The organism is Pseudoalteromonas sp. GW168-MNA-CIBAN-0100 (genome assembly GCF_040309225.1).
Taxonomy (GTDB): domain Bacteria; phylum Pseudomonadota; class Gammaproteobacteria; order Enterobacterales; family Alteromonadaceae; genus Pseudoalteromonas; species Pseudoalteromonas arctica.
In genome coordinates this window covers 1-13,099 of sequence record NZ_JBEOOL010000003.1, presented here as the reverse complement: position 1 = coordinate 13,099, position 13,099 = coordinate 1, and the positions used below count along the sequence as shown (strand labels likewise).

Sequence of the window (13,099 nt, the reverse complement as noted above, 5' to 3'; positions counted from 1 at the left end):
TATAAGCTAGGACATCAATGGCGACAATTTATCAAGTATCAGAAATGGCAGGTGTGTCTTTATCAACTGTTTCAAGGGTACTTAACGACAACGACTACGTAAGCAAAAAAACTAAAAAAAAGGTATTAGAAGCAATGAAAGAGCTAGGCTATCAGCCAAGTTCTATTGCTCGCTCTTTGGCGTCTAGCACTACAAACAGCGTCGGTATTTTAGTTTCTGAGTTGGATGGTCCGTTTTTTGGTCAAATGATGTCAGCCATTGAAGAGCATCTTCGTATTGCGGGTAAACACGTTATTATTACGCCTGGGCACAGTGACGAGAAAAAAGAAAAAAGCGGCTTTGAGTTTTTAATAGGCCGTAATTGCGACGCTATTATTGCCCACGTAGAAGCGGTATCAAACGAGTACCTAATTGAGTTAAGTAAAGGTAAAACCCCTATTTACCTAATGAGCCGCTACGTTAAAGAAATTGAAGAAAACTGCATTAGCCTCGACAACGTAATGGGCGGCTACTTAGCCACTAAAGCCATGATCAACAAAGGTCATAAAAACATTGCGTACATAGCAGGCCCGCAGTTTAAAGAAGACGCGTCAAATCGTTTAAAAGGTCACAAACAAGCCCTAGCAGAGTACAACCTAACCTTTGACGAAAACCTATTTTACATAGGCGACTTCAAAGAAACCGGCGGAAGCGACGGCTTAAGGCATTTTATTCAAAATAAAGCGCAAATAACCGCCCTTGTATGTGCCAATGACGAAATGGCATCGGGTGCTATGAAATACGCCCGCGAACACGGTTTTAACCTACCAAAAGATTTAGCCATTATTGGGTTCGATAACGTAATTTTTACCAATTACCTCTACCCAACACTGACTACAATAGATAACCCAGTTCCCGAAATGGGCCGAGCTGCGGCTAACTTAGTGCTTAAAGACATTTACAAAAAAAGCGGCATAACAGTAAAGCACGTGTTTCAGCCAAAGCTTATTTTAAGAGACTCAACACCCGACATTAATTAACTTTAAACCTAATTTAAACCTAGTTTAAATCTAAGTTATGTAACTCATTACGCACCCACTGCGTACCTAAATATTGCTCTACGTGCTGCTGCGCAAACTTTAAAAAGTTACGTGCAGCATGCGATATGTGCCTATCTGTTCGCATTACAAAATACCAATGACTCGCTAAATGAGTATCGGTTACGTTTAAAATTTTAAAACTTGTATCGTCTGTTGCAAGTACATGGCGTGATAAAACCGCAATGCCCATCCCCGATGCAACCGCGACACGTATTGCTTCATTACTCGCCATTTGTACGCTATCGCTCAGCACTAAGCCTCGGCTTTGCAACTCGCTTTCAAATAACATACGTGTTGCTGAGCCATTTTCTCGTAGTAAAAAGCGATACTGCATTAAATCAGTTAATTTAACGGCTTTTACGTGAGCTAACGGATGATTTAGCGGCACTATAAATTCCAGTGGATTATGCAAAAAGCGCGCAGCTTGTGCGTGTTCAAGCGACGGCGGGTGGCTAAATACATAAATATCGTCCTCCCCTCGCTCAAACCTATCAAGCACCTCTGCCCTGTTACCAATCTCAAGCGGTAGCTCAACATGGGGATGTAAATTACTATAAGGGCCAAGCAGTTTTGGTAAAATATATTGCGCCGTATTAACCATGGCAATTTTACAACGGCCGCGCGATCCACCATTAAGCTCAGTTAAAAAATCTTGGTAATCATCAAAATGTCCAAACACTTGTTGGCATGTTTTAAATAGCTCAAGCCCCGCATCGGTCACGTGTAGCTTTTGCTGTTGTATAAGGAGTAATGGCTCGCCTACTGCTTCTTGTAGTCGTTTTATTTGTAGCGATACCGTAGGCTGCGTTAGGTGTAAGCGCCTTGCGGTTTCGCTTATTGAACCCGTTTTAACTACGCTCATAAAGACTTCAAGCAACCTAAACGATATATGTCGTAAATCCATACCAACCTCATAATCTTTATCTAATAATAGTTACTTAATAAATAACCTATAGATAAATATCTATAGATAACTCGTATTTATTTTATTATTTACTATACAAAGTTTTATCTACAATAGCGCCACTTAATTTACCACCTAGTAAGGAAAGCCAGTGCCAGATATTGTTGTTATGTTTTTTATTTTAGGATTAGTAGCGGGTGTTTTACGCTCGGACTTGGCCATTCCAAAAGCCACCTACGACACATTAAGCTTATTACTTATGTTAACCATCGGCTTAAAAGGCGGTATGGTGCTGCACGGTAACTTAAGCTGGCAACTACTGCCAGAAATGGGATCGGTAATGCTACTTGGCGCACTTATACCCCTCATGCTTTACCCTATTTTAAAATACGTGATTAAACTCTCTGTTGCTAATAGCGCCAGTATTGCCGCACATTACGGCTCAGTGAGTGCAGGTACATTTGCTGTTGCACTCGCCTATGCCGAGTCAGCTAAGTTGGTAGTAGGCGCAGAAGTCACCCTGTATTTAGTGATGCTAGAACTTCCTGCAATCATTGTTGGTTTATTGCTTTACCGAAAGCTTGATAAAGAAAACAGCCAAAACAATGAGCTGTCGTTAAAGGCGCTTTGGCATGAAACTCTGACGAACAAAAGTGTGATTTTACTCGTTGGCGGTGTAGTAATAGGTATGATGTACGGCACGGTGCAAGGTAGCCAAGTAACGAGTCTTTTAACAAGTAGCTTTAAAGTTGTACTGGCATTATTTTTACTAGAAATGGGTTTAGTAGCCGCGCAAACTCTTCGTCCTATCCCTTGGAAACATTGGAAACTAGCGGTATTTGCTATTGTCACCCCGCTATTTCTAGGCACGATTGGCACAGCAGTAGGCACACTTTTAAATTTAGAATTAGGCTCGGTAGTTATATTGGGAAGTTTAGTAGCCAGCGCCTCTTACATAGCCGCGCCCGCTGCAATAAAAGCGGCAATTCCTAAAGCCGATATTGGTCTTGCTATGCTGAGCTCTCTCGGTGTAACTTTTCCGTTTAATGTGATTGTTGGTATTGGTTTATATCACCACCTTGCACTAGTAATGCAATAAACAAATAAGTGCTAATTTTATCACTTTAAAAAACGGTTAAACCCTATTTTACATAGGGTTTAACACTAATAAATGCTCACAAATATAAAACAATATCTACATAAAAACACTACAATAAAAAGCATAATAGATCCGATAATTTACCAAAAAGATCGTTTTAAAGTTTATTTATATTGTTTAATAAAATATCACTTTACTTATTTTTAATTTGGCTCTAAATTCGCGCAAATTTTATTATTAAAGTAACCTCTCAAACTTTAAAACAGTGGTTATTTACCTTGATGAGTCGATAAACACACATGGCCGAATTAGCCGCCACAAGCACCTCTAATAACCCTTTAGCACCTGTTATCGGGCTGTCATTTTTTGCTATTGCCTCGGGCTTTTTAATGAGCCTTATTCCGCTGTCGTTACCCGCATTTAAACTTGATGAAAACCTAGCGCCTTGGCTTGCGAGCATTTTTTACTTTGGCTTACTTATTGGCGCCACCACAATAGAGCGCATTGTGGTAAAAATTGGTCATCGCTTCGCATTTATATTATTTTTAAGTTTATTAATAGTAAGTGTGCTTGCACAACTTGCACTGCCAAATACCGTTAACTGGTTAATTGCACGATTTGTAGCAGGTGTTGCTGTTGCCGGTGTGTTTGTCGTTGTTGAGTCTTGGTTGTTAATGACCAACACAGCAAAGTCGCGGGCTAAACGTTTGGGTTTATACATGACCTCACTCTATGGGGGCAGCGCGGTTGGTCAACTTGCTATAGGGCCGCTTGGCACCGAAGGTTCAACGCCTTATTTATTTGTAGCCTCGTTATTATTTTTAGCTATTTTGGCGCCTTTATTAATAACTAAAGGTCAGCCCGAAAAACAGCACCTTGAAAAACTACCACTAAAAGAAATAAAAACATTAAGCCACCCAGCTATGCTCGGATGCTTAGCATCGGGCTTATTACTGGGCCCTATTTACGGCTTAATGCCGGTGTATATTTCAGCACAGGCTGATCAAGCTCAGTACACAGGGACACTTATGGCGGTTATTATTTTAGGCGGCATGGTCGTGCAGCCGCTTGTGAGTTACTTATCTACTCGGCTTGAAAAAAGCTTATTGATGGGTATGTTTTGTTTAGCAGGCGCAGCCGGTGCTGTGGGTATACTACAAGCAAACACTTTAGCAGGATTAATAGTAAGCTACTTAATACTAGGCGCATGCAGCTTTGCACTTTACCCTATTGCTATAACACTTGCGTGCGACTCATTGCCAATGGCAAAAATAGTATCGGCAACTGAGGTAATGCTTTTGAGTTACAGTATTGGTTCGGTATTTGGCCCTATGCTCGCCGCAAATTTATCTGATGCACCCAATGGTATTGTGTTTTATTTAGCAGGCTGTTTAATCACTACCTGTATTTATATGTTTATTAAAAGCATTAAAAATATTCGCGCGGGTAAAACCCCTGTTGCAGGCTAATTTTTAACTTAAATACACGCTTGCTTATTAACGGATTTTAGCTGTTGAACACCTTGTTTTAACAGCTAAAACTATTATTTAGCAGTGAGTTTTTTATGTGGGCTCAAAAAAAACATCTTTTTCCAGCCTTGGTTTTGCGTTGTAAAAAGCCACGGCATAGGCACTAACGATAAAATAGAATAATGCACATGAGGCTGTTTTCCTGCGGCATTTCCGGTATCGCCCAGTAAGCCAATTTGACTGTTTATGCTTACTACATCACCTGTACTTACCGAGTAGTCATTTAAATGTGCAAAGTAATGCACGCGCTATTTAGGCCCAAGCACCGCAACCACTTTACCACCTCGGCTTAACTCACCTGCAAATATAACAACACCGCTTGTTGAGGAAACTACGGGAGTATTTTTTGTGCCAAAAATATCAATTCCTTTGTGCACACCCGACCTACCCCAAGGCTCGTACCAAAACGTGTTATGGTTCCAATCTTTACTTGTGGCACCTTGTACCGGAATCACTATTTTTTCGGGAATTAGTAAGCCTATAATTAGTAAAGTAGCTATTCCAATTGCAATCCACTTAAGTACTTTCACTTTTTCTATCCTTGATATTTAAATAACTTATACTGGTAAATTATTAGCCATAATAACTGAACTCATCATGAGTCGTATTTATGGTTTTATTTATGAAGTTTTATTTGAATGAAATACCCGACTAACATGTACTAAGCTGATCAATTTCAAAACAGGTTTTATAAGTAATTGAACACTGCCCGCTATAAACAACCATGTGCCACTTTCTATTAGTGAGTCATTTAAAAAGAAAAAACTGCCAATTAAAAACCAAACAGCAATCAAAAAATCGTTAAACGCTCCCAGCGCTTCATATCGTCGCTGGATGGTAATATGCTCTTGTCCTAAATCTAAAATAAACTGATTACTGGGGTCCATAAGTACTGCTCACTCTTTTATTTCATAATTTAAAAAGCTTGTTTTCACACGCTAAGCCGCACCATACAATAACAAAATTTACGCAATAAAAAACGCTAGCCAATGCGAATCAGCCAACGTTTTATTGTTTGTGCAATACTAACTAATCGTTTATTTTTTCTCTTTTTCTAAACGCTTTTTAAGACTTAATGCAGCATCGGCGGCTAATAAACGCATAAATTCAGAGCCATTACTTTGCTCGCCTTGGCCTGCGCCTATTACAATTTCAGGCACTAAACGGCTATTACCTAGGCTTGTAAATAAAGCGGTTTGAATTTTAACTTCTGCTTTTAGCGTTTCATCAAATACATACTTTGGATCAAGTGCAGCAGACTTAGCTCTTAAACGAGCCTCAGCTAAAACGTCCATACCTAATGCTTCTAAACGTTGTTGCTTTAAAATCTCTTCTTGCTCTTTTGCAAGCTCCGCTTTTACAGCTACTCGTTGCTGCGCAGAAATAATGGCATTTGCCTTAATTCGCTCAGCATCAATTTGCTCTTTTATTTTTAGCTTTTCAGATTCAGCACGTTGCTTAGCAATTGCTTGTTCACCTAAAGCCACTTCAGTACGCGCTTGTTGCTCTGCTTTTTTAAGGTTTTGACGCGCTAGCGCTTCATCAGCAGCAGCTTGCTTTTGAGCTTCAAGGCGAGCATTTACTTTGCTTTCGTAGTCAATATCAATAATACTGGCATCAACTACTGTAATACCGTAAGCGCCTAAAATAGGTGCGTTACGCAGTGTATTACCTTCATCGTCCATTTTAATATTAATAGTGACACGTTGCTGTTTACTTAAATTACCTAAATCGTCAGATTTATCACGCTCACCGGTACTAATAATTTGTTCAGTAACAAAAATACCGTTGGTTAATTGATCAGCAAAATCTTGGCTTAATTGACCATTACCACCAGAGTAATGTTGCTCTACCGACATCATACGCGCCGACGCTTTTACATTTTCAGTGGTTGCACGCATTAATAAATTAGATATTAATGTTTCTTGTGAACCAAACTCTTCGTGTATTTTAAGTAAACCACGTAGAGCACCCGACTCTGCTGCAGGTACATTGCCTGGTAATCTAAAACGAGAAACACCTCGTGCGCCACCTGTTGTCGTATCTAAAAATCGAATCGGAATTAACGGCACAATTGCACTTGCTGTTGCACCGGCATCGCCCGTAAAGTTAATCGAAATTACTTTTTTATAAGCGGATGTACTACCAAATGCTTTTAAGTAAGGGCCGGCTTGATTTATTACGGTTAAGTTACCTGTAAAAGCCGATTGATGTACTAAACGCTCATCTGCTTCATTCCACGAAACAACTTGCGATGTAAGGGTTGCTATCACTACCAATACAACAACAATTGATGACACTATAATTACATTACGACGACCAAATCGACTCATAAATGAGTCACTTTTTACTGCTGGGACTGCTTTTTCGCTATCCATTTTTATTACTCTCCATGTTTAATTTCTTTTTAACAAAGTAAATAATTTCCTGTTCACTCAAATGTGCGCAAAAGCTACCAGAGCGATGTAACTCAACAAATGTTGCAAGGATTTCTTCTTTACCATTAGCTGTTTTATCTTGGTTTTCTTGTGTTTGATTTTTTTCTGTTAGTTGAGTGATTAAATCATCAACTATCGTGTCTTTATCAAACAGTACGTTGTATTCCTTGGATTTTCTTACCCGACTTTTATGTACGTTGCTGTAAATTACATAAAGTGCAACGCATAAAATAATAACAAGTAAACTTAACCCTATAATATAAAAAATCATAAGCTCTACTTAAATTAGTTTAAATACTTAATGAGCAATAACAATTGTAAGCATCACTTAACAAATGTTAACCCAGTAATTTTACAGTAAACCCGAGTAAAAAACAGATTAAAAATAAAGTTCATCAGGTATACAGTTATAACCGCACATAAAAGTAAGCTTTTTCAAACAAAAAAATGCCAGTCAGTTATTAACTGACTGGCACTAAGTCAATATTAATTAAGGTGTTTTTACATTATTCGCATTGCACCCAATCAACACCATTTTCACCGCACTCATGCAGCATTGTTCCATCTTCTCGGCGGGTATCTCTAAACCATTGCCCTTCAATTGTTTTAATAATACGTACGTTGTCTGTGGTTTTGTATTTACGCCAAAAGCTAGCATCAATAGATGTTTCGTCATCAAACTTATAGGGCATAGCAGCGAGTACGGTCACTAAATCTTGAGTTTCTAAGTCAGTAGCTTTGTCTTTAACATTTACCCAATCAGATAATGTCTGAAAGTCGGCATTTTCCTCTCTAAAGGCAAAGTCAGTTTGGTAAAACGATCCTGACTCAGTATAGCTAATGCTAAAACCTCGCTCGAACGGTGTATCTAAATTAGCACTAACGCATTCATCTGCTGTAGGAAAGTTAACCGTTGGGCTAGTATTAGCAACGCCATAAAGCACATTGCTTTGCTCAAAACTAACGTTCTCAATGCTAGAGCATCGGTAAGTACGATCGGCGTTAATGTAAACATCGTCTCTAACTGTTAATTTTCCATTTAACGATTCTTCGCCCCAAGGCGTATCTGTTGAATCCAATCGAGACAAAATAACGTCAATTTTGTCGAGTTCGTCTGTATTTTGAAGCTTTACTTGCTCATAAATAAGTTCAGCGCCTGCAAAAATAACTTTATCGCGGTACCATGCATTTTCAAATCCATACTCTGCATCTTTTGCTGTGTCTTGGTAAATCACTGCTCTTACTTCTTCTGCATCAGGATACTGAGCATCTAGCTCTTGCTTGAATTTATAGGCCGCTTTTAGTCCCTTAACAATTGCTTGTGCTCTGTCGTAAGCGTCGCTGTCGTTAGTAGCGATAAAATCTGAGTAAATTTGCTCTGTCGACAAATTATAATGCGCAACCAAGTTTTGCATAACATTTGTTATTTCGCTTTGAAGGTTTGCAAGTAGTTCAGTATTTTCTTTAAGTGCATCACAACTTAAATTATTGTTACTACTTTTTTGTAATTGAAGGCTCAGTTGTTCCCAAATAACGGTTGTTAAAGGGGATATATTTCGAATATCTTCATCAGTCAAAGCCTCAATTGAGGGTGGAAATGACATTTGATACGCTTGTGTTACCTCCCCTAAATCCTCGTCAATTGCGCCAACTGGTACATCAACATACATAGTTGAATACGGCACACACAGCGCCTGCTCTTCTGTAAAATTAAAACTATAATTACCCGATTCTTCAGAGACTACAGAAGGTTCTGATTGCTCATCAAAAGTACCATCGCCATCAATATCCAGCCATACTATTGCACCAGATACATAACCATCAATAACCTTTCCTGTAAGAGAGATAGTGTTAACTTCTACGGGCTCTACTTTTATAGGATCTGGCTTAGCTACAACTGGCTCTACAACGGCCGCTTTATCACCGCCACCACACCCAACAAGGCCTAGCGTAAACGCTAATGAAATAGCTAACTGACTTTTTTTAAAAAACATACAAAGACTTCCTTTTTTGCACTTTAATTATTATTAAAAATCATATTGTTATAAGTTACTTTAAACAAAATAAGTAATGCCAATCTGCTTATATATGGGATCTAGTTAACATTAAGAAAATTATGCTAGAAAGAGGCAAAAATTTTTGTCTCTAGTTGTTCTAAATAAAAATTTTAACGACGTTATAGTGCAATTTAATTTGTTAAATTACTCAAAGATTTATGCAGGTTGGTATAAATTTAAGCAACAGAAATTTATTGAATTTTTATGGGGGGATGGCAACAAGTTAACATGCCCCGTACCCATATAGTGACACAGCATGTTATATTTAGCTCTTACATTTGTTAATTAAATATAACAAATGCCAGCTATTATTAACTAATATGGACTACAGGAACCCAATCTAAAGGGCGTGAGTGATAGGCAGTATTTTGTAAATGAATGTGTATTATACATGGGTTGGTTTAGAGCCCTTCGAAAACTCTAAACCAATTATATAAGCAAATCATTAGCATTTTTGATTCGCTCTTAAAATTGAAAAGCCACCTAACTAAGGTGGCTTATGTTTATTGCATTGTGTTTCTAAAGTGCCTGAGTATCGTTTTCTTCGCGTTTATAAATATAGGTTTGTTGGGTTTTAAAGCCAAAACCAATTGGTTCAGCGCCATTTACTAGCTTAACTTTTCCACCTTCAACATTTAAATTTGGTCCAAGTATTTCAATAGCTTTTATCGGCTTATCAGAACCTTTAACCCCAGGGCCTATTAAATAAAACTGACTAACTTGCGTTACATCCGTTGCATCATCCCAATCGCACTTACCATCCGCATCATTATCTGCACACGACGGGCCTTCCCCAAAAAACAGTTTAGGTGTATCTGGTACATCATTACTTGTTGCAAATTTCACATCGTCATAAACCTTCGTTCCATAATGCAAATGAAAGGCATAAAGCGAACCACCGCCACCCGTTAACGAACATTGGTTTTGTGTTGATGATGAAGATGCAGGCGTAAAGGAAGTAAAGTAAGCAACCCCACCAACGACCGTTGCTGCAGCAAGGGACTTTTCGCCCGTCCCTAATTCATATCGCCATCCTTTAAATTCGGCTAACTTAACTTCAAGGTTAACAAATTTGTCAACGTCATCAAGTGCGTTACCAAATGGGTCTTCATTCATTTTCATTAAATCATCAGGCACTATTGGGGCTGGAAATTCAGTAAATATTTTTGTTAAGGTGTTTTCATCACGGATCATATAAAGCTGATCTTGCTCATTAGTAGCAAGTGGGTTTGAGCGATTTCCGCTGCCTATCACAATTGCGTCGTACGGGGTGTCTAAACGAGTCGTGATCATTTCACCACCATAATTGGTCTTAGTAACTTTACTAAACAGCGTTCTAGCAACTAACGGTTTATAAAAGAAACGTCTGTCTTGTGACGCTAATGTACTGCCAAGCTCCGCAAGCTTAAAATGAGTAATATCACTTTCATCGTCACTAGGAATATCTACACGCCAAATATTACCGCCAGTATCGGTTGCATAAATTCGGTCAATATACCCGTCGTAATCTGAGTCAAGCGTAGTTACATCCGCTGCAATACTGTGCTCTCCGGTAAAACCATGTTCATCTGGAGTGAGCGCCCATACCTTTTCGCCAGTTTTAGCATTAACAATGTAAATACCTAGCCCGGTTTCATCTGTTGTTCTAATCGCATTATCTTTGTTTGTATCGTAGCCTGCGCCAAATATTAGCAATGGATCCTCACCAAACGCTTTAATATACGCAATTTGGGGTTTAGACCATGTTTGTGCTAAATATTTAAATTCTTCAGAGCCACCAACAATTGGCTTATTCCATAATTTTTTAGGTTTTTTTGGGTCACTTATATCCAGGCCATAGTAATTTTTACCGCCTCGGCGCATGCCTGTAAATGCCCAAACTTCATCGCCCTCACTTGCTTTAACAACGCCATCATTTAAACCATCAGTGTTTAAACTTTTATTATTAAAGAACACACTTATAGGGCCATCCATGCCATACACTTTTGTATTTGCGAGATTACTCCGCAAAGCCGGAATGTTTTTTAATAAGGCAGCAGGTGTAAAAGCCCACCTTTCTTCAACAGTATCGCCTTTGTCTTCGAACATATGTAAAAAGCCGGCATTGGTACCAACAAGTATATGAATACTTCCATCGCCGTAATCTATAGATACCGGTTTTGAATGCAAAGGGTCGCCAAAAATATTGATTCGCTGATCTACTGATGAGTCATCTCCATCTTCATTATCAACATCAACCCCTCGTGCCCAGTTAATATCACTCTCCTGTAAAGTTAACCCGATATTAGGAATCAAATCAGGGGCAAGATCGGTAACTGTACTTGTCGCTAAATTTAAAATGGTTTGTACTTTATCAAAAGTAAAATCAATAATACTGCCCGTTTTATCTATGTAGATTTTACGGCTATCAGGGTCTAAAGTTGATAAAAGTAAATTTACGCCACCCTGAGCTACTAAATTCCCATCTGCAGGCTTATTAGTTGGCAGCCAAAAAGTTCGCGCTTTCTCATCAATTAACCCATTTTCATCAAGAGCTATTTTATCAGTTGAATCGACTATATTTGCACCAGACACTTTAAGCTTTTTTAAATTTCCGCTCCAACGTGCGCCTGTTTCAGGGTAAAACATCGCAAAGTAAATTGACTCTCGGCTACGTGTTTGGTCAACATTATTACTTGCTACCGTAGGAGATGAAAAACTATCGTTAACTTCGCGTATTTTCGATATTGTATTATTAAGCGCTTCAGAAAGTTCAGTTGATGTGTCTGCATGTAAGTACTCGCCTCCTCCCAATAAAGCGGTTTTTTCTAATAACTTTTTACCATTTGTACTCATGCCACTACCAAAACCGATAGTAAAAACGCGTCCGGTATCAGCAACCTCTGGCGTGGTGTCGTACAAGTCAACTTCAACATCTCTTGTGCCATGTATTATCTGAGCTAAAGCGGCTAAATAACTATTACTTGTAGTACTAGGATATGAACCAAAAGTAGATTTGTATAAAGCTCTTATATCATCATTTCGGGTAATATCTTGTGTCGGATCACCATCAGTCATTAATATTAAGCTAATTGAGTTATCACAACGCTCATCTGCACCAACAGCCTGTTGAAAAGGAGAGACATAACGAGGTATATCAGTACCACTTTGCTCTCTCTCAATCGTAGTATCTCGTTTGTCCGTATTTTGCCCATACCAAACCGTCTGCCCCGTCATATATAGGTAAGCTTCCCATAAGGTCTCAGTGATAGGTGTATTCCCGCTAGCTGGCAGCTTTTTTATTTGACCCAATATTTTATCATGTGAGGAGCCTAGGCCAGCCATAACATAACCACCATCATTGCCATTAAAACGCATTAAACCAAAATCAATCGAGCTGTTATCATTTACTAATTGGGTCATCGCGCTTATACCAGCATCGATTTTTCTAGGTCCCCCATTAGGCAACTTAGTCTTCATACTTCCTGAAGTATCAAACACAATAAGTACACGAGGGTTTTCATCGGTTTTAACATTATGGTTTACGTATAGCTCTATATCTTCGGCAAATACAGAAAGGCTAATACCCACCCCGAATAACAAGGCAGCTATTTTTTTTAGTTTGAATTGCATTTTTAAATCCCTTTATTTGCGCTTTTTATTTTTATTGCGCAAGTTAATAACTACTCTATTCCCTGTTTAATTTTTAGTAATATGGAGGTGGGACTAAAAATTAAAACCAAGATAATATCTAGCTATTTATCACAAAACAGTGATTAGCATCCACGTGTCGTCAATGCTATAAAATATATATTACTTCGATTTTAAATAAAAACAGATTAAAGTCAAAGACATTAGGATTTATTATCAATTAAAAACAACAACTTAAATAAAATAATCCCGTTTTACTGCACAGTTTAGTCACGTCAAAAAATAACGCGGATTCAAATCTGAAGTGCATAACGTTTAGGCGGCTTTAGCCGCCAAGTGATCCTGCATCAATTTTGCAGGCGT

The 13,099-nt window shown here is 38.5% G+C and carries 9 protein-coding genes and 1 pseudogene; 3 read left to right on the top strand and 7 right to left on the bottom strand.

Translation table 11 applies throughout. From position 1 onward, the window contains the following. Positions 1-17: 17 nt before the first annotated feature. Positions 18-1,019, top strand: a complete 1,002-nt coding sequence (locus tag AAEY62_RS02170; RefSeq protein WP_007583313.1) for a LacI family DNA-binding transcriptional regulator — start codon at positions 18-20, stop codon at positions 1,017-1,019. 19 nt (positions 1,020-1,038) lie between these two features. Here AAEY62_RS02170 and AAEY62_RS02165 read toward each other — a convergent pair whose 3' ends face one another. Then, complete coding sequence (locus tag AAEY62_RS02165) at positions 1,039-1,983, bottom strand: LysR family transcriptional regulator (RefSeq protein WP_024607567.1); 945 nt, start codon at positions 1,981-1,983, stop codon at positions 1,039-1,041. 151 nt (positions 1,984-2,134) lie between these two features. Between AAEY62_RS02165 and AAEY62_RS02160 the strand changes: the two genes are divergently transcribed. Together AAEY62_RS02160 and AAEY62_RS02155 are read left to right on the top strand one after the other, a co-directional pair. Then, positions 2,135-3,082 carry a sodium-dependent bicarbonate transport family permease gene (locus AAEY62_RS02160; RefSeq protein WP_007583307.1) on the top strand — a complete coding sequence of 316 codons (948 nt, stop codon included), beginning with the start codon at positions 2,135-2,137 and terminating at the stop codon, positions 3,080-3,082. A gap of 299 nt (positions 3,083-3,381) precedes the next feature. After that, a complete protein-coding gene (locus AAEY62_RS02155; RefSeq protein ID WP_350634530.1) occupies positions 3,382-4,551 on the top strand; it encodes an MFS transporter in 1,170 nt (389 codons plus the stop codon). Positions 4,552-4,625: 74 nt separating this feature from the next. Here AAEY62_RS02155 and AAEY62_RS02150 read toward each other — a convergent pair. From AAEY62_RS02150 to AAEY62_RS02125, 6 genes and pseudogenes are all read right to left on the bottom strand, one after another. Continuing rightward, positions 4,626-5,141, bottom strand: a pseudogene (locus tag AAEY62_RS02150) (M23 family metallopeptidase). Positions 5,142-5,231: 90 nt separating this feature from the next. Next, complete coding sequence (locus tag AAEY62_RS02145) at positions 5,232-5,498, bottom strand: YrhK family protein (RefSeq protein WP_350634529.1); 267 nt, start codon at positions 5,496-5,498, stop codon at positions 5,232-5,234. 150 nt (positions 5,499-5,648) lie between these two features. Next, positions 5,649-6,989, bottom strand: a complete 1,341-nt coding sequence (locus AAEY62_RS02140; RefSeq protein WP_002961828.1) for an SPFH domain-containing protein — start codon at positions 6,987-6,989, stop codon at positions 5,649-5,651. Further along, positions 6,982-7,320, bottom strand: coding sequence for a methanolan biosynthesis protein EpsI (locus AAEY62_RS02135; protein WP_350634528.1), 339 nt, complete (start codon positions 7,318-7,320; stop codon positions 6,982-6,984). Before AAEY62_RS02135 ends, AAEY62_RS02140 begins: the two co-directional genes overlap by 8 nt. 235 nt (positions 7,321-7,555) lie before the next feature. Beyond that, positions 7,556-9,043 carry a hypothetical protein gene (locus tag AAEY62_RS02130; RefSeq protein WP_350634527.1) on the bottom strand — a complete coding sequence of 496 codons (1,488 nt, stop codon included), beginning with the start codon at positions 9,041-9,043 and terminating at the stop codon, positions 7,556-7,558. 582 nt (positions 9,044-9,625) lie between these two features. Then, a complete protein-coding gene (locus AAEY62_RS02125) occupies positions 9,626-12,718 on the bottom strand; it encodes a pilus assembly protein (protein ID WP_350634526.1) in 3,093 nt (1,030 codons plus the stop codon). Positions 12,719-13,099: the final 381 nt, after the last annotated feature.